This window comes from Fluviicola taffensis DSM 16823 (genome assembly GCF_000194605.1).
Classification (GTDB): domain Bacteria; phylum Bacteroidota; class Bacteroidia; order Flavobacteriales_D; family Crocinitomicaceae; genus Fluviicola; species Fluviicola taffensis.
This window is the reverse complement of sequence record NC_015321.1, coordinates 1,620,523-1,641,530: the sequence shown is the minus strand read 5'-3', so window position 1 is coordinate 1,641,530 and position 21,008 is coordinate 1,620,523. Positions and strand designations below refer to the sequence as shown.

General features: G+C 36.1%; 24 protein-coding genes. 2 read left to right on the top strand and 22 right to left on the bottom strand.

The window, feature by feature from the left end:
• Position 1: 1 nt before the first annotated feature.
• Genes FLUTA_RS07280 through FLUTA_RS07255 form a run of 6 tightly spaced genes read right to left on the bottom strand, consistent with a single transcriptional unit; the run spans position 2 to position 5,493 of the window.
• Positions 2-1,279: an ABC transporter permease gene (locus FLUTA_RS07280; RefSeq protein WP_013686216.1), complete on the bottom strand. Its 1,278-nt coding sequence runs from the start codon at positions 1,277-1,279 to the stop codon at positions 2-4.
• The gene (locus FLUTA_RS07275) at positions 1,279-2,022 is read right to left on the bottom strand and encodes an ABC transporter ATP-binding protein (protein ID WP_013686215.1); all 744 of its coding nucleotides are present in this window, start codon (positions 2,020-2,022) and stop codon (positions 1,279-1,281) included. The genes FLUTA_RS07280 and FLUTA_RS07275 overlap by 1 nt, the downstream gene beginning before the upstream one ends.
• 5 nt (positions 2,023-2,027) lie before the next feature.
• A complete protein-coding gene (gene darH / locus FLUTA_RS07270; protein WP_013686214.1) occupies positions 2,028-3,035 on the bottom strand; it encodes a BtrH-related acyltransferase DarH in 1,008 nt (335 codons plus the stop codon).
• A complete protein-coding gene (gene DarG / locus FLUTA_RS07265) occupies positions 3,035-3,433 on the bottom strand; it encodes a flexirubin biosynthesis protein DarG (RefSeq protein WP_013686213.1) in 399 nt (132 codons plus the stop codon). The genes darH and DarG overlap by 1 nt, the downstream gene beginning before the upstream one ends.
• Entirely contained in the window at positions 3,434-4,582 is a 1,149-nt protein-coding gene (gene darB, locus FLUTA_RS07260; RefSeq protein ID WP_013686212.1) for a dialkylresorcinol biosynthesis protein DarB, read from the bottom strand.
• Positions 4,583-4,584: 2 nt separating this feature from the next.
• Positions 4,585-5,493 (bottom strand): hypothetical protein, encoded by a 909-nt coding sequence (locus tag FLUTA_RS07255; RefSeq protein ID WP_013686211.1) that lies wholly within the window; start codon positions 5,491-5,493, stop codon positions 4,585-4,587.
• Between the two features lie 155 nt (positions 5,494-5,648).
• Between FLUTA_RS07255 and FLUTA_RS07250 the strand changes: the two genes are divergently transcribed.
• Entirely contained in the window at positions 5,649-6,818 is a 1,170-nt protein-coding gene (locus FLUTA_RS07250; RefSeq protein ID WP_013686210.1) for a DUF2062 domain-containing protein, read from the top strand.
• 54 nt (positions 6,819-6,872) lie between these two features.
• Here FLUTA_RS07250 and FLUTA_RS07245 read toward each other — a convergent pair whose 3' ends face one another.
• Genes FLUTA_RS07245 through FLUTA_RS07170 form a run of 16 tightly spaced genes read right to left on the bottom strand, consistent with a single transcriptional unit; the run spans position 6,873 to position 19,169 of the window.
• Positions 6,873-7,244 (bottom strand): ApeI family dehydratase, encoded by a 372-nt coding sequence (locus FLUTA_RS07245; protein ID WP_013686209.1) that lies wholly within the window; start codon positions 7,242-7,244, stop codon positions 6,873-6,875.
• A gap of 2 nt (positions 7,245-7,246) precedes the next feature.
• Positions 7,247-7,873, bottom strand: a complete 627-nt coding sequence (lolA2, locus tag FLUTA_RS07240; protein WP_013686208.1) for a flexirubin biosynthesis/transport protein LolA2 — start codon at positions 7,871-7,873, stop codon at positions 7,247-7,249.
• Entirely contained in the window at positions 7,857-8,630 is a 774-nt protein-coding gene (locus FLUTA_RS07235) for a polysaccharide deacetylase family protein (RefSeq protein WP_013686207.1), read from the bottom strand. Before FLUTA_RS07235 ends, lolA2 begins: the two co-directional genes overlap by 17 nt.
• Complete coding sequence (locus FLUTA_RS07230) at positions 8,614-9,543, bottom strand: beta-ketoacyl synthase chain length factor (protein ID WP_013686206.1); 930 nt, start codon at positions 9,541-9,543, stop codon at positions 8,614-8,616. The genes FLUTA_RS07235 and FLUTA_RS07230 overlap by 17 nt, the downstream gene beginning before the upstream one ends.
• Positions 9,540-10,718, bottom strand: a complete 1,179-nt coding sequence (locus tag FLUTA_RS07225) for a beta-ketoacyl-[acyl-carrier-protein] synthase family protein (RefSeq protein WP_013686205.1) — start codon at positions 10,716-10,718, stop codon at positions 9,540-9,542. Before FLUTA_RS07225 ends, FLUTA_RS07230 begins: the two co-directional genes overlap by 4 nt.
• Positions 10,719-10,973, bottom strand: a complete 255-nt coding sequence (locus FLUTA_RS07220) for a phosphopantetheine-binding protein (protein WP_013686204.1) — start codon at positions 10,971-10,973, stop codon at positions 10,719-10,721. It abuts the gene before it with no gap.
• Complete coding sequence (locus FLUTA_RS07215) at positions 10,966-11,574, bottom strand: hypothetical protein (protein ID WP_013686203.1); 609 nt, start codon at positions 11,572-11,574, stop codon at positions 10,966-10,968. The genes FLUTA_RS07220 and FLUTA_RS07215 overlap by 8 nt, the downstream gene beginning before the upstream one ends.
• Positions 11,571-12,647 (bottom strand): beta-ketoacyl synthase N-terminal-like domain-containing protein, encoded by a 1,077-nt coding sequence (locus tag FLUTA_RS07210; protein ID WP_013686202.1) that lies wholly within the window; start codon positions 12,645-12,647, stop codon positions 11,571-11,573. Before FLUTA_RS07210 ends, FLUTA_RS07215 begins: the two co-directional genes overlap by 4 nt.
• Complete coding sequence (locus tag FLUTA_RS07205; protein ID WP_013686201.1) at positions 12,640-13,068, bottom strand: acyl-CoA thioesterase; 429 nt, start codon at positions 13,066-13,068, stop codon at positions 12,640-12,642. Before FLUTA_RS07205 ends, FLUTA_RS07210 begins: the two co-directional genes overlap by 8 nt.
• Complete coding sequence (locus FLUTA_RS07200; RefSeq protein WP_013686200.1) at positions 13,065-13,484, bottom strand: hotdog family protein; 420 nt, start codon at positions 13,482-13,484, stop codon at positions 13,065-13,067. Before FLUTA_RS07200 ends, FLUTA_RS07205 begins: the two co-directional genes overlap by 4 nt.
• Positions 13,474-14,346, bottom strand: a complete 873-nt coding sequence (locus tag FLUTA_RS07195) for a lysophospholipid acyltransferase family protein (protein WP_013686199.1) — start codon at positions 14,344-14,346, stop codon at positions 13,474-13,476. The genes FLUTA_RS07200 and FLUTA_RS07195 overlap by 11 nt, the downstream gene beginning before the upstream one ends.
• 6 nt (positions 14,347-14,352) lie before the next feature.
• Positions 14,353-14,598 carry a phosphopantetheine-binding protein gene (locus tag FLUTA_RS07190; protein ID WP_013686198.1) on the bottom strand — a complete coding sequence of 82 codons (246 nt, stop codon included), beginning with the start codon at positions 14,596-14,598 and terminating at the stop codon, positions 14,353-14,355.
• Positions 14,599-14,611: 13 nt separating this feature from the next.
• Positions 14,612-15,835, bottom strand: a complete 1,224-nt coding sequence (locus FLUTA_RS07185; protein ID WP_013686197.1) for a beta-ketoacyl-[acyl-carrier-protein] synthase family protein — start codon at positions 15,833-15,835, stop codon at positions 14,612-14,614.
• A 1-nt stretch (position 15,836) separates the two neighbouring features.
• Positions 15,837-16,568 (bottom strand): flexirubin biosynthesis SDR family reductase FlxB, encoded by a 732-nt coding sequence (gene flxB / locus FLUTA_RS07180; protein WP_013686196.1) that lies wholly within the window; start codon positions 16,566-16,568, stop codon positions 15,837-15,839.
• On the bottom strand, positions 16,565-18,094 hold the full coding sequence (flxA, locus tag FLUTA_RS07175; protein WP_013686195.1) for a flexirubin biosynthesis tyrosine ammonia-lyase FlxA: 1,530 nt from the start codon (positions 18,092-18,094) through the stop codon (positions 16,565-16,567). Before flxA ends, flxB begins: the two co-directional genes overlap by 4 nt.
• A 25-nt stretch (positions 18,095-18,119) precedes the next feature.
• Positions 18,120-19,169: a methyltransferase gene (locus FLUTA_RS07170; protein ID WP_013686194.1), complete on the bottom strand. Its 1,050-nt coding sequence runs from the start codon at positions 19,167-19,169 to the stop codon at positions 18,120-18,122.
• Between the two features lie 181 nt (positions 19,170-19,350).
• On the opposite strand from FLUTA_RS07170, the gene FLUTA_RS07165 reads away from it, so the two are divergent.
• Positions 19,351-20,955 (top strand): phytoene desaturase family protein, encoded by a 1,605-nt coding sequence (locus tag FLUTA_RS07165; protein WP_013686193.1) that lies wholly within the window; start codon positions 19,351-19,353, stop codon positions 20,953-20,955.
• The last annotated feature ends 53 nt before the right edge of the window (positions 20,956-21,008 follow it).

The window sequence follows — 21,008 nt, the reverse complement described above, 5'->3', positions numbered from 1 at the left end:
ACTATATATAATTTTGAATTCTCAACTTGATGAATATCAAGAGTTGACAAGTCAGGGTAAACAAAAATAAGAAAGAAATGGTACCAATTAATTCACTCCATGCACCATTTTTCAAGAAAAGCGTGTAATAACCTTCTAAACACCATTTTAGTGGAGAAATATTTCCAATTTTTTGCATGTAATCTGGCATTACGAAGTTTGGAATCCAAATACCACCAATTGCTGCGAAAATAATAATTGAAATTGCTCCAAAACCATTGGCTTGTTCCTGTGTTTTCGCATAAGTTCCTACTAATACGGCGTAGGAAATTGCAGATATCGCGGAAAGCAGAGTCACAACTAAAAAGGGTAAAAATGCATTTGGCATGGCCAACTTAGGTAAGCCGATGTGTGGAAAGATGAAGATTCCCATTAAGAAAAGAATCAACAGTTGAGATAGCGCAACAAAAAGGTAAACTAAAAACTTAGAGACCAATGTTAGTACAAATGCTTGTGGAATGGTTTGCAGACGCAAAAAACTTCCAGATAAACGTTCTTTCACAATATTTCCACCCAAAGAAATAACCATGAAGAACATGGCAAAAATGGACCATGCAGGAACATTGTGTTGGCTTGAATTTGGAATCATTTCGGCTCCTTCATTGAGGCTGGCATTTGAAGTTATTAAATTCGTTTCTCGATCAATGATTGCTTGGCGAATGTTTTTTGGTATTGAATCGTAACCCATTTCGGCAAATAGTTTTGAAACCATTTCTTCGTTTTCAATTCCGAAGGTGATAGCTTGAATTCCATTAATTACTGAAATGCGAAAATTTTCTTGTACTACTGGATCAAAATAAATCGTTATTTCCTGTTTTTTAGGGTGAATTTTGGGCGCTTTTTCAATGACACCCATCTGTACCAGCATCAATTTGGAAATGTTGTCAGCATTATCTCCAAGACGCTTGCTGAAATGCGGAGGAATATAAATCCCAAGCATTGCATCTTCGTCAATGGTGTTGCGTTTGATGGCTGATTTTGTTAAGGTGTTTTTTACTTTTATATCAAAACTACCTGAATGAGACAATGCTTTTACCAATGAATCTCCTAATGTGCCTTCATCTTGATTGGAAATCAGAACCGTTAATTGATTCTCATTGACAATTTGAAATGCACTATCTTGAACTATAGTGATAATGAATACCAGCAATAAAGGCATCAAATACATGAGAAGTAAGCCCACTTTATCGTGTACTACCAGTAGTATTTCTTTCCAGATAGATGCTCTAAGTTTTCTCATTAATCGCGGAGTATAGATCCTGTTAACAGAAGGATTAAATCTTCTAAATTTTTGACCTCAAATTTGCTTAATAGATGAGTTAAAGTATTGCAAGCGATGATTTTGCCATGATCGATTAGGATGATTTGGTTACAAAATTCTTCCGCTTCTTTTAAATGATGTGAGGTATAAATAATTGTTGTTCCTTGTTTATTGAGTTCTTGCAATAAATTCATGATAGCGATTTTGCTTTGAACATCAACACCAACTGTTGGTTCATCTAAAAAGAGGATAAGTGGGTTGTGAAGCAGTGAAATAATCAGGTTTAAACGGCGCTTCATCCCACCAGAAAAAGTAGATACTTTTTTGTTTTTTACGTGAAAAAGACCTACTTTTTGCAATAATTCATCAATTTTAGTCGATAATTCGTCTTTTTTGAGATTATAAAGACTTCCAAAATATTCTAAATTTTGGTTGGCAGTTAATTCAGGAAAGAATGAAAAATCTTGTGGTACAAAGCCAAGTTTATCACGTACTTGTCGAGGTGTTTTTTCACCATCCAAAAAATAAGTAACGGAACCAAGGGTTGGATCTAGAATACTACATAAAATGGAAATGAGTGTAGTTTTACCTGCACCATTGGGTCCAAAAATTCCAACAATTTCCCCTTTATCAATGTGAAAGTCAACTCCATCCAAACTAGGAGTTATACTTTTGTTGTAAGATTTGTAAATCTTTGAAACATGCAAAAGGGTATTCTGCATGACAATTAAAGTTTAATATTGTATAAATCTAAGAATGCATCTTTTTCAACAGCGCTAATTTCAAGTAGTAAGTCCGCACAATTGTCAAAATCTTTTTGTTCGGTGATTCGACCTTTGTAGATTCCTGACATTTGCAAAGCACTATCTCTCCATAAATCGCCAGCTTTGGTCATTTTTTCAGAAACACGCATTAATTCATCATTTTGCATAATTGCTGAAGCTTCTTCTAAGAATGCAGCATATAAGAAGCGAAATCCACCACCTCCAGTACCTATTTCTTCCTGCATACGCACAATTTGACCTAAATGTAGTCCTGCTTTTCGAGGTCCATGTTTTTCCCTCCAACCCCTAATTTTTTTAGAAGTGTAGTTAATTCCTTTTACACCAATCATGGGTACGGGAATATTCAACATGTCTTTACTGTTTCTTTTGATTCCACGTACAATAGCACTTCTTATTTGTTCTTGACTAATTTCGCCTACTTGGACAGGATAATAAATATGACCTTTTGGAGCTAAAGCACCTTTAGCAAAGCGAACTTTCTCTAATTCTTCCACACTTAAAGAAGTCGTTACTTCCATTACAGGGTCACTTACTAGATAGCGATCCCCTTCTTTTCCAAAAACAATTAGGTTATGGGCATTGAAGTGAAAACGATATTCTTTTGGAAAGTAGGGTAAATGAAAGACGCCAACCTGACATCCAACATGCATTCCTTGCGCTAGTTTTGAATCTAAGAAATCAGTAGCTTCTTTGGGGTTTTTGAATTTTTTCCGCTCCACGTGCACGTCTAAAGCTTTACACGTACGTTTAAAAATGGAACCAGGCATTGTTCGAAATGAAATTGCAGGACCATTATTAATCTCCATGAATGGAATGTGAATGTAAAACAAACCAGAACCCAACCCAAAAGCCAAAGGCTCCGTGATGAAGTCTACACCATGATGCTTTAAAAGACTCACAGTTACGCCATTTTCACAATGCGCGGTTTGATGATGCTTAAATTCTGACACTAAGCTTTAAAATTTTTGAGTTCGTGAACGGAAATATCAAATGCATTTGCATATTTTTTTAAAACGGTATCATTCAGTTTTTGAAATGAGTTTGGTTTTAAATGTCTTTTGATCCGAAATTTCCAAATGCCAGTATAACCAGCTAAAACGGTGAAGTCCATTAGTTTTTCTTCCATAAAATAGAGAATTGGGCTAGCTTCTCCGTTTTTTATTTTTTCTCGAGCTTCTGAAGTTCTTCGTTCAATTTCCTTCCATGCTTCATCAAGAGCAACTTTTTTGGCTTCCCAGCCAATGCTTAACTCAGTATCGTATTGACCAGATTCGTTCTTTACATAACAAACTTCTCTTGTAAAATTTTCAAGAGCACTTTTATCTTGGGGAACTTCTGACTTTTTCATTTAACAAACGGTTAAATAAGCAAATACGTAAGAGAAACGTGAACTTTCTGGTACAGCAAGTAAAATCGTATCACCAACTTTTAATTTACCACTATTGAACAATTCATCAACCATTAAGTAAATTGATCCTGCACCTACGTTTCCATGAGTTGCTAAATTGGAAAACCAACGGTCTTTTGGAATTTCCATTCCATTATCTGCCAATTGAGCATAAATTTTGTCTTCAAAGAAATAACTTGACATATGAGGGAGGAACCAAGTTACGTCATTATTTGTTAAATTATTCTCTTCAAACTTGGTTTTCAATTTGTTGAATCCTAGTTTGACAATATGTTCATCTAACAACTTAACGTCTTGTTTGATACTCAAAATAGATTTTTCAATCATTTCTTGAGGTTCGTAATCCATGTAACTCTTCAAAGTTCCGTCGCTCATTTTCTCGGCAGCCATGTACATACAAGACTCAATTTCATTGGCAAAGGAAATTCCTTCCACCCAATCAATCCTCAAAGATGGGCCATCCGTACTTTTTTTGTCCTCTAGCATGAAAACAGCAGCACCATCTGAAAGCATCCATCGTAAAAAATCTTTGTCGAATGACAAGTATGGATTTTCTTCTAGTTCGTTTAACTTTTGAATTTCTAATTCAAATTTGTCTGCGCTTAATACACGTGATAATCTTTCTGAACCGGATGAAATAGCTTTTGTACTCATTCCAGATTTAATGGACATGAACGCATATTTCATAGCGTGCATTCCAGAGCAACAAACGCCCGATGGTGAGACTACCTCAATGTTCCCAGATTCTGGCAGCCAACCGTGAACCATAACGCCATGAGAGGGCATCATTTGATCTGGTGAGGAGGTTCCACAACTAATTAAATCAACCGATTTTAATTCTGTTGGATTTTTTTCAAATAATTTACGAATCGCCAATGAAACCATTTCTGCATTCGTATGTGTTGCAGTTCCATCTTTTTGAATAGCATAATATCGGTTTTTAATTCCGTTATTACGCAAAACGATTCTTCTCGATTTAGATGCACGGTCGTTAATTAAACCTAAATAACCCTCCATTTCATCATTTGAAACTGGATTATTAGGTAAAAAAGCTGCCGTGCGTGTAATGTATACTTCTTTCAAACTCATTCTTATCTCAGTTGAGTGCCTCTGTAATATGCTAATTCGCGTTTAATATGTCCTCCTGAAAAGGGTCGTACAAAGATATGATATATCGTTAAAACAATTGGTGAAACGATAAATAAAGCAAAAAGTAAATAGTACTTAAAGAAGTTAATCCAAAAGTTTCGATTACCACCATTTGCTGTTTTCTTCATAATCAGGTTTGCCCATATCAGGAACAATTTTTTTGCCCTAGACTCAATAAACAAAATGGAGATAGGAATGTTCACGCCTCCTTTTGAAATAAGTTCTGTTTGAAAATTTTGAACATCATTTGCTTGGATTTTCTCCTGAAGTAATTTTCCAAAATGGGCCACATTTTCAATGTCTTGATCTGAAACTCCTGGTTTAGGGAAAATTCCCCATTTGCGTGTTTTCTGACCTGTTAGCATCCAGTGTAAAATGGTAATGACACTAATCAAATTACTCGTTTTATCAATCAATGGAACGTTTCCAATCAATTTTCCACCAGCCGAAGCGATTTGTTTTTTAACGGCTTCCTGCGAATTAATCCACATGTTTCTGCATCCCAAAATAGAAACAATATTTGTATCCTTCATCAGTTTGCGAAAACTCTCATCTTGTAGGATAGCTGAAGCAGGTAATGAAGGAGACAAAAACCAAGGTTGATAGCCAAAAATGATCAAATCGTAGTGATCTCTTTCAAATTTCAATGGTTGAATTGGAACTGGTTTTTCCAATACGGTTTCAGGCATCGCATTGAAAAAAGCGGGACCGTTCCATGGAAATGGGAATGGAGTTTCTGGGTAAACGTGAACCCATTCAATAGTGCTGTCAGTGAATGGTTTACAGAAATTTTGAAGAATTTCGGTAAGCTGTCCTGACTGAGAATATGCAATTACTAATATGTTCTGCATGACTGATAATTGGGCTTTAGTAAAAAGCTGTTTGGCTTTCGTTCTTACAAATTTAGTAAGGTTTTGTTTTTAAACTACTTTTTTGTTTCGTTTAAATGTTAGAAACCACCGCATGTGTAATTCAATTCTTGAAAACTTATAACTAATTTTGAGCTATGGAATCAAGTCAGTATTCATTAGACCAAATTGCTGGTTGTATTATTATCCCCACCTATAACAACGAACGAACCTTAAAACGGGTTATCGATGAGGTGTTGGAGTATACGCCTGCTTCTAATTTGATTATCGTAAATGATGGTTCTACTGATTCAACAGCAGAAATTTTAAAAAATTACGAAGATAAGGTCTCTATTTTAGTCAATAGTCCTAATAGAGGAAAAGGGTATTCTCTCCGAAAGGCATTCAAATTTGCGCAAGAGCAAGGATATGAGAATGCGCTAACGATTGATTCTGATGGCCAACATTTTGCGAGTGATATTCCTCTTTTAATCGAGCAGGCGGTAAAAAATCCGGGGGCTGTGGTTATGGGGTCTCGCAATATGAATCAAGAAGGAGTTCCTCAAAAAAGCTCTTTTGGAAATAAATTCTCGAATTTTTGGTTCAAAGTAGAAACCTGGATTACCTTGCCTGATACCCAAACGGGTTTTCGCATTTATCCGCTGAAACCGTTGAAAAAGATTTGGCTTTTTACCACAAAATTTGAATTGGAGATTGAAGTAATCGTAAAATTAGCTTGGCGTTTTGTGCCGTTTGTTGCTGTCCCTATTCAAGTGAAGTATGATCCGAATGAACGTGTCACACATTTCCGTCCAGGAAGAGATTTTACACGAATCAGTATTTTAAATACTTTTTTAGTCCTGATTGCATTGGCTTGGTATTATCCCCGCAAATTTTTCTCGATTCAAACGTGGAATATCATCAAACACGAAGCAGTCAAGCCAGAAGAATCGAATTTCAAAAAAGCCTTATCACTCGGTTTTGGAGTTTTTATGGGTGTTATTCCTCTTTGGGGTTTTCAGCTTTTAATTGGAATCCCATTATCGGTTTTATTCCGAATGAATAAGGTATTGTTTATCGCTGCTGCAAATATTTCCATTCCACCCATGATTCCAGTGATTATTTATTGGAGCTTTTTATTTGGACAACTCTTTCTAACAGGAACAACTGATACAAGTCAATTAACGGAGTTTAGTATGAATACGATTCAAACAAATTTCTATCAATACGTGATTGGCGCCTGCGTATTTGCAGTCCTTGCTTTCGTAAGTGTGTTTTTGGTGAGTTTTGGTTTGTTGAAATTGCTTCGAAAAGAGCCGAAGGCTTAATTTCTTTTCGAAAATTTAAAAAACTTCCTTAAGGATTTTTCAATTAAACCCTTTTTAACCTTTAGTATAAATTCCGCTAAACTTCAAACAAACAACTTCTCCAGTTATCATCTGCCCAGAAACCTTCAAGCTATCGTCTTCTTGCGTCACAACTGTCATTTTTACGTGTACTTCGGGTGTGTTTACTGGATTCAAGACGGCTAAAAATTTACTATTTGACAATGTTTTTAACTGAATTTTTTCACCAAATTGGGTGCTCAGTAATTCTTTTATCAATTCCAATTGAACAACTCCTGGAGTAACTGGGTTTCCTGGGAAATGACCTTCAAAAATGGAATGATTTGCATCAATTGTAATATTTGCTTCTAGCGCTTGCTCTTCCAACTTTAAGGAGTTGATCGTGTAAAAAGTGTCTTTTAAAATCATGATTAGAATGTTGTAAATTTTGTATCAGCAATGGATGTATTTAGTTCAGTATTTGAAAATTTGTAATCCAATTTACTGCTTTCATCTTGCTCCATTGTTAGTTGCTTGATTATTAGCTCTTTTTTGTCAAAAATCAAACTGATTTCAGCAACATACCGCTTCATTTTGTCGTTTTTAGGTGTCAACACCAATTTATAATTGGATTTGTTTTCGAAATAAACAATCTTGAAGTCTTTTTCATTTAAAAACTCACCAGTCATCATTTGTACCATGAGCTGTTGAATTTTCTTTGCAACCATTTTGGCTGAAGCATTGGTTACTTCTTTCCCTTTGTCTTTCATTTTAACGGTTTTTCCGTTGATGAGGATGATGTGACTTTCAGGACTGGTTTTCTCCCAGCGAATTTTGTCTGACTTTTTATACCACATTTTCCCCGTAGCCTTTTGAGCGCTCGTCAATAGAGCAGAAGTTGCTGTTTCAGAGAAATCTGCTTTGATGGATTCCGTTTCTTTGTGTTGCTTTTCAAGTGCTGCTTTGCATGCTTTAGAATCACTCATTTTGGTGAATTCTTGTCCATACAGCTGAGTGAAAAGCGCAAATAAAATAAATAGACTACTTATTAATTTCATGAATGAATTTTTTCAGATGATCTTGTTTTGCAAAAATGATACCATTTGCTGTTGCTCGTTTAATGTACTCTTCCAATATTTCTGCTGTTTGGACTAGGTTATCATGTAATAAAACAATGCTGCTTGGTCTGGTATATTTAACCAAACGATCGAGTAAACCTTGTTTGCTTTTAAAAGAATCGTAGGAACGAACGCTCCAAGCAATAATCTTCATGTTTCTTTTTTTCAATGCACGAGCAATTTTTGGATTGGTATATCCAATTGGTGGTCTAAAAATGGTAATTTTTTCTCCTAATAAAGGAGAGATTGATGCGTCAAATAAATCGATTTCTTCAGCAACTTTTTTGCTGTGTAAAGCGGCAAAGAAAATGGAATGATTCTGTGTATGATTTCCAACGGCATGTCCTTCTGCAATGATTCGCTGAAATATAGCTGGGTTTTCTAGTGCTTTTTGTCCAATTATGAAAAAAATCGCCTTGATGTCGTACTTTTTTAAAATATCTAATACTTTGATTGATAAAACGGGATCAGGACCATCGTCAAATGTCAAAATAACTTCTTTACCCGTATTTCGAAAGATTGTAGGGTAAAAATATTGAAACCGCAGAAATACTATTCCGAAGACAAGAACCAATAAAAAATTAGAGAATACGAAAGCAATCCAAAGCCATAAATAGGGACTATCTCGAAAAATTAGAAGTACGATTAAGAGTGTGCTAATCGCAACTGCAATGTTCAATTTATGCTTCCACTTCATTTCTGTATACGAGCATTAAGCCCCGTTTTTTAGATTCCAAATTGTTTATAATCAATATTTTATTAGCATTCGGGTTTCCTTTAAAATAATCATGTGCCATGTGAACAGCAAAAGAGGAAGCACTTTGATAATAACCAGAATAATCTAAGAAGGAAATGTGTTTCTTAGATTGAGCAGAAAAGTTTGAACGGGCTTCTAGGACTAAATCGATGTCTTTGAAACTAATCTCGTGCTTGGATAAGAATTGAGATACAGTGTCTTTCTCATTTTCAACAGCCATAAACACCTCACAGGTTTTAATAAAAGCAATGGAATTTCCTTTGTTGGGAGAAATAACTGAAAAAGTAGCTCCTGTTGTGAATGGAGAACTTGTTTCAATCAAAGAACCGCGTAGTCTTTCTAAAAATGGAATGGCTTCGTCAGTTGCTCCAACCAATACAGATTTTTTCCCCTCGTCTATGCAAAGTAAACCGTCCATCAATGCTACTTCAAACGAAAGTGCGTTTTGGGTATGCGTCATGTTGTAGGCATGATTCTTCAAATCCAAAGAGATTTGACCCGAAATGGTATTGTGTGTGCTTTGAATAAAAGCTGTTGGGGAAAGAATGTCTCCGCTAACGGTATTGATGGTTGTTAGAAATTTCTCAGTGTCTGTCAAACAACCCAAAGATGTTCCCACTGAAATGGCATCAAATTCGGTCGCTACTTTTTCTTTACAAGCTTTGGATACAGTGATTCCCATTCTTAAAATAGTACTCAATCTGCGCAATGCAGCAATCGGAATAAATGCTTTGTAATCTGGTGAAATAAGTTCACTTTCTTTATTCAAAGGTTTCAATTCATCCCATATATTGGCTTGTTGAAACGAATTTTGGTGTGTAATTGATTCAATATGTTGGATGAAATACTTCATGAAACTTTGCTTAGAATAATCGTGGAATTATTTCCCCCAAACCCAAATGAATTGGATAAAATATGGTTTATCGTATTTCCTTCAGAATAACTTTTTACAGGAATTAACTGGGTTTCTTCGATTGGATTTCTAAAGTTTAAATTGGGTAGAAGAATTCCTTTTTGAAGCGCAAGTATTGCAAAAACAGCTTCAATTCCTCCTGAAGCAGCGAGTGTGTGGCCCGTATAAGCTTTTGTTGAACTAAAAGGAGGAATAGTTGTTCCAAAAACTGCTTTTATGCCTTCAGATTCTGATAAATCATTGTTTGGTGTTGCTGTCCCGTGCGCATTGATGTAATCAATATCACTTGGATGCAAGCCTGCAATTTCCAATGCACCTTTCATGGATAAAGTAGCGCCTAAACCTTCTGGAGAAGATGCTGTTTGATGATAAGCGTCTGAAGCATTGCACCAACCTGATAAAACAGCAAGTGGTGTTTTGCCTGTTTTTTTGATCGTTTCTTCTGTTTCTAATACCAAATATCCTGCACCTTCACCCAAATTCAATCCTTTTCTGCTTTCGTCAAAAGGTCTGCACCATTCATCGTCGAAGATCATCAAAGATCGAAAACCTGATATTGTGAACTGTGAAAGCCCGTCTGTTCCTCCAACAATTACGCGATCCAACTGCCCGCTTCGAAGCATTCGTGCTCCAAGCATGATGGAATTTGCAGCTGAAGAACAAGCAGTAGAAATGGTGTTCACATATCCATTAACTCCTAATTCACCAGCAATTTGTTCGCTGGTTGTTCCACTTGGATGATTGCGATAAATGTTTAAATCGTCTTGCTCACCGTTTAAAAAATCTTTGTAAGCAAGTTCGCTGACATCCATTCCACCTACAGAAGTTCCAGAAATCAATCCAGTTCTCACTTCTGGTGAAAGTTGGTGCCCTTTGAAAGCTTCTTTTGCAGCAATCATTCCGAGGAGCGCAGTTCGTGATGCATCCTGAGTCAATTCAAATCGCTTTACCAATTCGTCATTCGTCCAGCGAATTTCACCTACTTTAAAACGTTCTGTATAGGTCTTTTCACCTTGTTTGATTCCAGTTTTTTCAGAACGCAAAGCAAGCAAAGATTCTTCTACATTTTCACCAATAGAAGAAATGACACCGTATCCAGTAACGTAAATGCGCATTTATTGATTTTTAGCGATGTAATCTGCTAAAGTATTTATTGAGTAAAAAATTTCTTTTCCTTGACTTGGATCTGCAATCTTGATTCCATAGTTCGAATCCAACAATACGATGAATTCCAATGCGTCAATCGAATCCAATCCAAGACCATCGTCTCCAAAAAGTGAAGCGTCGTCTTGAATATCAGCTGGAGTTAAGTCTTCCAGGTTTAGTTGTTCGATGATTTGTGCCTTTAAGGTTTCTTTTAAATCACTCATTTCTATATTGTTTTATTAACGTTGATAGCTCTTTTTCAATTTTATTTATTGGATCCGAAGAATCAGACAACAAAAATAGGAAACATTCTTGTTCACCAGTGGCTTTTGCTTCCACCCAACCACATAAACACAGTGAATTTCCTTTCTTCATTGCAATGTCAGTCCAAGTTGTAAATTTGGCTGGATTGAATGCTGGTTCTATAAAAAAACAGTTCTCTCCATACCATTTGTGTCGTATGCACAATTCGCCTGTAACTATATTCGGTAATGTATATACAAACAAAGAAGGACTCGGATTGTTTAATTTCTCATAACTGTCTACAAAAAATGTGTCGGTTTGCTGACTCGATGAAGTATTTGCAAAAAGCAATTGCAACTCGTTTTCCAAATCTGTATCGGCGGGGAAAAATGGAAGGATTAATTCCGTTCCAATGAAAGCCATTTTCGATAAAGTATCCATTTTATAAAACTTTGGATACTCAACTTTTAAGTGTTGATAGGCCAATTTTAGCCAATTTTCTTCGCCATCGGTCTTTAAAACCAATTTTCCGTTGAGAAAAGTTCCTTTCGGACAAATGTAGCTATGTGCTAAAATCTTCACGCTCTTTTTTGAATGATTAAACTAGCATTTCCACCACCAAAACCAGATGCTGTTTTCAAAACGGTTGTCAAATTGGCTTCGGTATTTTTCGTAATAATATTTAATGGAACAGAAGTTCCCATTTCCGAGAATCCCAAGTTGGCAAACAAGTAATTTTTTTCCATCGATACAATACTCATAATGGTTTCCAAGATTCCAGCTGCACCAAGTGTGTGACCGAAATACCCTTTCATGCTATTGAGTGGCGTTTTATCGAGCATCGTTCTACCAAATGCGATACTTTCCATTTCATCATTAAATATGGTTGCAGTTCCATGTGCCGAAATAAAATCGATATCAGAAGCGTTTAGTTGACTTCGTTTGAATGTTTTTTCGATAGATCGAACCAATCCTTCACCTGTTCGGGAAGGTCCAGAAATGTGATTAGCATCGTTTGATGAAGCCCCACCTTTGTAAACAACGGAATAATTACCTATTGGTTTTTTAGAAACAACAACAACTCCGCAGCCTTCGCCCAATGTTGTCCCATTTCTTGCTTTGTCGAAGGGTTTACACCCTTCATTACTTAGTGCATACAAGCTTTGAAAGCCGTAAGAAACAAAGTCGGAAATGGCGTCAATACCAATAACCACAATTTGATCATATTTATCCGCCAATAATAAATCAGCTGCAGTATTAATAGCAATAACACCAGAAATACATGCGTTTGAGATGATTGTGAGGGTTGTTCCAGGAAAATATTCTGCTACAATTGCTCGTGTACTTGTAAAAGTATCGTTGGGTAATAAATCCATGTTTCCTTTGGTAGAACTAACAATAACAGCTGTTCTTTCCAAGTCTTTTGCGGAAAATTGGATTGTATTTTGTTCCAGTGCTTCGCGTAAGAGGTTATCGTACCGATTTGTTGTGATTTCTTTTCTTTTTGCTAAAGGAAGCGTTGTGTCTTGATAACCGCTTTTTTCGATTAATTCAATGCCAGAACGTCCATTTTGAAAGGCATCCACATGTTGTTCAATCGAATTTCCAAGTGGAGATACGATCGCGGCATATTGTATGTAAATTGGATTATCCATCTATCCAATTTTGAGCTTCTTCCCAAATTGCATAAAATTCGGGTTTGATTAATTCCAATGTGCGATCGCTTACAAACATAAATACTTGCATGGTCATGCCTGTTGCTGCAACTTGTTTGGTTGTATTGTTAATGACTTTGTAGCGAAAAACAATCTTAGCAGATTCGTGTTTTTCGAGAGTTACATGAATCAATGCGTCTTCTCCATAGAAAATAGATGCTTTGTGTGAGATTTCAGATTTCACTATTGGGATAAAATATCCTTTTCCGTACACATCGAGGTATTCCATTCCATGCTCTTTGCCGAAACTTTCGCGAGCATCTTCAAAAAATTTGAGGTAATTGCCATGCCATACAACTCCCATTGCATCAGTTTCACTAAAGCGAACTGGAATAATAAGAGTCGATTTCAAGATTTTCATGCAAGTACAATTTTCATTTGGCAGCTCAATAAAACGGTTCCATTTGATTTTGCCGTTCCTTCAACTAAATGGATGGTGTCAAAAGTACTTAGAATTTGAACAGCCGTTTCAATCACATCGTTCAATTTTGCAGATTCGATCACTTGAACTTGTGTAACTGCCCCGATAAACCCTAGTTTTGGTTCACCACCTTCAATTAAACTATTCAAATAGCCAAATCCTGCAGCGCAAGTTTGAGCAATGTTCTCAATCAAGGAAGATTCGGATAGAATGCCATTATCTAGGAATAAATTATCTGCCGTAATTTTAAATTCGGTGTTGAAACCAGTTTCATTGGCGTCTAACAATGAATCAATCATCACGAAAGGGGCTCTTTGTGGAATGATTGAAGTAATATTTTCTTTACTAATCAACATAATATTCAAAAAAATTAAACCATTGAGTGGGACTCGCTATTACTTGTTTTTCTAAGTGTTTTACGTATTCTTCTGCTATTTTTTCAGGCGATTCAAAGTCATTTTTAGGATTTGTTGCACTTAATTCATAATGTGTGCTACCTTTCTTTACCGCATACACAAAAGTCAAAGGGACTTTAAATTTGTAGGCCATTATGAATGGCCCAGCTGGAAATTCTGCAAATCCATTCAGAAATTTTAGCCGAAAGTTCTTTTGTCCAAAAGTTGTTCTATCCGCATGGAGAGCAATTAATTCATTGCGCTTCAGAGCTTGATGAATTAAGATTAGATGAGACATATCATCCTTTATGGGGATGAGGTTGTATTGTGATTTTCCAGCAGCATCTTCAATAAAAGCTTTGATTTTTTGAACCTCCGCATCCAACATTAAAATGTTGATTTTTAAAGTAATCCGCTCTCCTAATAAATTTCCTGCATTTTCCCAATTTCCTACATGTGCTGAAAACAAAAAACCACCTTTTCCGGCAGCATTCATTTCAATTAATGCTTGTTCATTGTTGAATCTGAAACTAAAAATTCGTTTACGTTTTGTTTTTAAGGCAATCCGATCAATGAGTGTTTGTCCAAAAAGATAAAAATTTCGCACAGTTGCTCGAATGGCCTGAGGAGTGCTGTAACCAAATCCCTTTTTGTAAAAGGAAATCAATGCAAATCGCTGTTTTCTTGCAAAAAGGATGAAATACGCGGATACACCAATACAAAAAACGTAAGCAAATCGAACTCCTAGAAATTTAATAGCAAAGATGAAAAATCGATAGCCCAAAAGCGAACCCTTGGTTTTACCATCCCATTTTTGTTCCATTCACTCTTAAGCGTTCAAACGTTTCTCTACTAAATCGTAGAAATCGTTGAAAGTATTGATAGTTTTGAAATCTTCTGCGGTTGGCTTAATACCTAAATTTTCTTCAATAACCACCACTAAGTCTACGTAATCCAAACTGTCTAAATCTAGTGTTTGTTGTAAGTTGCTCTCAGCTTGAATCAACGTTTCATCAACCTCAAATTCTTCGGATAAAAACTTTTTCGTTGTAAGAATGATGTCTTCTCTTTTCATGTTATTAGTTCGTCTATTTTTTATACTTTTTAATTATTAGCGAGGAGTTTGTACCTCCAAAACCAAAGGAGTTTGACAAGAAACAGTCAATGTTTTTTTCGGTATATTCCGGAATGATGTTTATTTTTTCTGAATGCTCATCTGGGTTTTCGAAATTAATATTCGGAGCAATAAAATCGTTATTCATCATTAAAAGGGAATACACAATCTCACTTGCACCTGCCATCCAACATTCATGACCAGTCATGCTTTTAGTAGAACTTACAGGAACATCTCCGCCTAATACATTGAAAATTGCTTCTGCTTCGGTTGAATCTCCAATTGGAGTAGACGTGGCATGTGCATTTACATAATCTATATCCTTTGGAGTTAAATTCGCTTGTTTCAAAGCCATGTTTAATGATCTAAATTGACCATCAAAGTTTGGGTTTGAGATATGTTCTCCGTTGGATGAGAATCCAAATCCGACGATTTCTCCGTAAATAGGAGCGTTTCTTTTTAAAGCAGACTCCAATGATTCAATTATAACGGTTGCAGCACCTCCAGAAGGTACCAATCCGTCACGATCTCTATCGAAAGGTCTACTTGCCATAGAAGGGTGAGCATCACGCACTGAAAAAGCGCCTAATCCATCAAAACTTGCCATGGCATACACATTAATTTCCTGCGCTCCACCACAAACAACGCGGTCTTGCAATCCTTGTTTAATCAATAAATAGCCCATTCCAATAGAATGAGAACCAGAAGCACATGCTGCAGAAATGGTAATATTCATTCCTTTCAACTTATAAATCGTTGAAAGATTCATGTTTACCGTTGAATTCATGTTTTGAAAAATGTCACCACTACCAATAAGTTCAGTGTTTTTTTTCAATCGTGCTTTATCTACTGTTTCTATCACTGCTCCTGCCGTTGAATCATTTCCAAAAATAATTCCGGTTTCAGTTTTCTCTAAAAAATCAATGTCTAAACCTGAAGCTTCCATGGCTTCTTTGGTCGACATATAGGCAAAACGCGCTGGCTGGTGCATTCCAATTCGCTGTCTGCGAGAAAGGAAAGGGTTTAAATCTGGTTCAGCAACCATTCCAGTATAAGAAGAGCGGTATCCAAATTCTTTTCGCACCAAATCATCGATGATTCCACTACGCCCAAGACGCAATGATTCCAATACCGTATCTAGATTTTCGCCCAAACACGAGTAAGCACCAATTCCAGTTATTACTACACGATGTTCCATTTTACGCGTAAATTCCTCCGTTAATATTGATCACTTCGCCAGTAATATATGCAGCTTTTTCAGACGCTAAAAAACTAGCAAGATAAGCTACTTCTTCGACTTTTCCAAAGCGATTAGCAGGCACCATTCTTTTCAACTCATTCATATCTAGTTCACTAGTCATGTCTGATTCTATAAAGCCTGGTGCAATAGCATTTACCGTAATATTTCGTTTCGCAATTTCTTGCGATAAAGCTTTTGTTGCTGCAATCATTCCACCTTTTGCTGCAGAATAATTGGTTTGTCCTGGAACACCTTTTAATCCGCTTAGTGAAGCGATGTTGATAATCCGTCCTTTTCGTTGTCTTAACATCTTTTGAATAACTGCTTGTGTACAGTTATACATCCCTTTCAAAGAAGTGTTCACTACAGCATCCCAATCATCTTCTGTTACCCAAGGAAATAGATTGTCCTTTGTAATACCAGCATTGTTTACCAATACGTGTATAATTCCCTCAGGATTAGCGGTATACCAATTGTCAACTGCAGTTTTTACTGCAGCTCCGTCTTTGACATCAAAATGAAGAATTTCACCCGATCCGCCAGCATCTTGAATCAATTTTAATGTTTCTTCTGCAGCAGTTTGATTGGATGCATAATTAATGATGATATGCAGGTCTAAGTCTTGAGATAACTGGATGGCAATTGCACGTCCAATTCCTCTAGAAGCACCTGTCACTAAAGCACATTTCATAGGTCAAGAGTTGTTTTCTTAAGGGTGTTTGTTATATTTCGAATGTTTTCAAATTGAGGAACGTCTTCATTAATTGTTGAAGTGACTGCTCTAATTATAGCATAAATTTCTTTTGTTTTAGAAGATAGCTTACTTTTCTTAGTTTCGTCGAGTAAATCAATTGCCTGGCAAACAGACATCATGTGTATCGCCATAACTTGAAAGCCGTTCTCAATGACCTTTTTAGTAATAACCGCACTGTTTGTTCCCATGCTTACAATGTCTTGATTGTCATTGTTGTTGGAAATACTATGAACATACATGGAATTAGAAAGCATTTGATTTTCGGCAGTTGTTGACGTTGCCGTAAATTGCATTCCTTGAATTCCAAAATTTAATCCAAGTGTTTGTGTATTTAAGAATGGAGGAAAAACACCATTGATTTTGCTGTTTAGCAAGAAATTCAATTGTCTTTCTGCTAGCATAGTCAATTTAGTAATGACTAATTTGATTTTATCCATTTCTAAAGAAACGTAATCACCATGGAAGTTTCCACCATGAAATACATTTCCGCGATCTAGACTTACTACTGGATTGTCATTCGTAGAATTGATTTCATTCACAATGATTCCTTTGGCAAAATCCAAGGTGTCTTTTACGGGACCCAATATTTGTGGAATGCAGCGAATGGAATAATATTCTTGAATTTTTTTCTTGAATTCAACGGTGTCGCTTACTGCGGAATCTTGGAAAAGTTCTTCTCTTTTTTTGATTAAAGTGCTGTCATTCAGAAATTCACGCATGGAATTTGCGATAGCTTGTTGCCCAGCATGTAATTTTACTTCGTTTAATCCAACAGAGAAAGAATCATCGTAGGCTTCAACAATTTCATTGATAATGGTAGATGCAGCAATTGCCCAATCCAATAATCGATAAGAGTAAATCAAGTTAATAGAACCGATTCCTGACATACAAGAAGTTCCATTCATCAAACCTAAACCATCGCGCAATTGAATTTTTAATGGACTGATATTCTTTTCAGCTAAAACTTCAGCTGTTTTTCTGCGTTCGCCATTAACATACACATATCCTTCACCAATTAAATTCAAGGCAAGATGTGCTAATTGAACTAAATCTCCACTAGCCCCAACACCACCATGCTCATATATTTCAGGAATAATGTCATGATTCAAAAATTGAACTAATTTTTCAATTACACCATAGCTTACACCTGAATTTCCTTGCATGAAATTGGACAAGCGAGAAAGTACAACTGCTCTTGCAGATTCAGCATCCAATACATTTCCTGTTCCAGAAGAATGACTTCGGATAAGGTTGTATTGCAATTGATTTAATTTGTCATCATCTATTTTGAATTGAGCCATTGGTCCAAAACCAGTGTTAATTCCATAAATGATTTTATCACTTGAAAATTCTTGAAGAAAAGAGAATGATTTTTCTAATTCCTGACGAATAGAGTCAGAGATTATATATTCCTTTTTTTCAAGACTAAATGCTTCTATTTGTTTTAAATCAAGTTTGTTCATGTATTTAAAAGTGGAGAGAGTGTTATTATTTGGGCAATTTGACTTCAAGAATGGTATGAAAACGATCTTCGTGCAATCTGTGTTCTTTGACAGTTTCCAAACCAGCTTTTTCAATAATGTATTTCAACGCAGAAGAAGAATACATTTTACTATTACCGTTAGCGATGGCCGTAAAGTATAAAGATGTTGCTACCAAACTATACTCAGCAGCTTTAAAACGCTGATCATCTATGAAAGTTTCCATGATGAAAATAGTTGCATCTGGTTTCATATTTTTCTTGATCTTCAATAAAATTGCTTCGATTTCGCCTTCGCTGAAACAATCTAAAAATTGACTCATCCAGTAAACATCAGCTCCAGCAGGAATTTCTGATGCAGGATTTAACATGTCACGTTCATTGAAATCTACACGATCTTTAATTTCAGCAATAGCATCAATATTTGCTTTTGCAACCTTTAATTGAACTCCTAAATCGAAAATGCTTACACGAACAGAAGGATCATGTTTTGTGCTTGCAATAGCCCATTTACCTGTGTTTCCACCAATGTCGTAAATATGCTTTGGATTGTGTTGGAAGATGATTTTTAATGCTTCACCAAATGAATTGTCTGAATAATGATGATCAAATTCAAACCAAGATTTTCTTAATTGTTCTGGTAAAATAGATAATCCTTGATAAATGGTTTCCCAAGGGCCAATTTCTTTCAAACCTTCTGGTTTACCATGAACGATTGCATCTTTTAAATGGAATAACCCTTTGTAGCAAATGTCTTGGGTGAACATCAAATTCACTTTCGTCATCTCATCGCGTGTTAGGAAATAACCGATTTTTGACAATGAATATTTGTCGTCATTTAATTCGAGAATATCGGCACATTTTGCCATTTCAACTAAAACACGAACACCATATTCAGTCATGTTTTTGCGGGATGCAATTTCTGTAACAGTTAGCCCATCTCTCTCTTCATACAATTCATCCATTATTCCAAGCTCTAGCATGGTATAAACGGTTTGGAATACAAAAGGACTAAAGGCGATTTTTTGTGCCTCATATAAAGAATCTAAAGCTTTCATCAGTTCAGTTTAATCTATAAGCGTAAATTGGGTTTAGCAATATTTAACGGAATAGGTTCATTAAAATGTGCGCCAAAGTTAGAAAAAAAAATAGTTTTTGGAGGTTTACTTCAATTCTTAATCCTTAAAAACAGAATCCAAGAAATTTTTAACGCTCAAATTCATTAATTTTGAAGGCGAAATGAATGATGAATTTGATGTAACCATAATTGGTTCAGGTGTAAGCGGTTTATTAGCTGCTTCCTTACTATCTAGATCTGGGATGAAAGTTCTTGTATTGGAAAAACACTCCTTAATTGGCGGTTATTTGCAAGGTTTTGAACGTAAAGACTTTGTTTTTGACACCGCTATTCATTGGTTGAATCAGTACAATGAAGTAGGAACTGTAACGCGTGTTTTCAAAATGCTTGGTGAAGATTATCCAAGACCACAATTGATGGAGCGCATTCAACGACATATTGGTGAAGGCCACGATTATCTCTTAACGAATAATCCTGACGAACTGAAAGATCAATTGATTCAGGATTTTCCACATGAGAAGGCTGGAATTGAGCGTTTTTTTAAAGTTGCGCGCAAAATTGCAAAGGTTTCTTTGCGGTTTGATGAGTTTTTTCAATCTGTTGAATCGAAATCGAAATTAGAAATGCCTTTTTTCCGCATGAAACAATTGGCAATCATTTATCCAATGATTCCGTATGCGCTTGCTGGAAGTGGTGATGAAGGAGTGAAAAAAGGATTGAGTAAATTTTTCAAAGACCCCAAATTGCAAGGCTTGTTTTGTACGGAAAGAGATTTGCTTTCGTGTTTATTTCCAATTGCTTGGGCTTATAATTCCGATTATCAAAATCCACCGATTGGAGGGAGTCAAGTGATCCCTGCATGGTTGGAAAAGCAAATGAAACCAGATAATGCAGAAATTCGATTGAGCTCAAAAGTAGTTGGGTTCGATTTTGAAAATGATTTGATAAGTGGCGTTCGATATACGAACAGAGCTAAAGAATATAGCGTTAAAACTAAATATGTTATCGCAGCTTGTGATGTAGACTTTCTTTACCGTCATCTCGTTCCTCCGAAATTTGTTCCTCCGAAATTTTTCGAAACGTTAGAAGATTCAGAAATGTACAGTTCATCGGTTACTATTTCTGTTGCTTTGACTTGCACGGCTGAAAGTTTGGGGTTTGGACACGAATTAACGCTTATTTGTGATGAATCGAATGAGCGAGATGAGCACAGTTCTGGAGACCCACACAAAGGTGCAATTTCTGTTTTGGCGCCAACTGTTAGAGATCATACACTTGCGCCAGAAGGTTTGGGAACAATTACTTTGTATGTTCCGGCGTGGATGAATTACATGGATTATTGGAAAACAGAAAGAAATGCCAAAGGAGAATTTGTAAGAACAGAGGCTTATAAACAATTGAAAGAGGAGTTTGCTCAAATTATTTTTGATCGGGTGGAAGCAAAAATGGGGTTAAATTTAAGAGAGCATATTTTGTTTTATGAGGTTGCTACTCCAATTACTTATTATCGCTACACTGGAAATAAGAATGGTTCTATGATGGGTACTCGACCAGGCAAAAAGAATATGCAAAGTAAAATTGCACATTATCAAACCCCGATTAGTAACTTAGTTATCGGTGGACAATGGGCTGAATTGGGTGGTGGAGTTCCGATTGCTGTGAAAACAGGATTCAATTCTGCACTAATTATTTTGAAGAAGTGGAATAAACCTCAGTTTAAAAAATTGCTTAGTACCTATAAACAAGGAGCAAAACTGAACAAATAAGATAATTTTGGTAGCTTTGTAGCTTTATTCCCCTATTTCTGGAAACTAACATA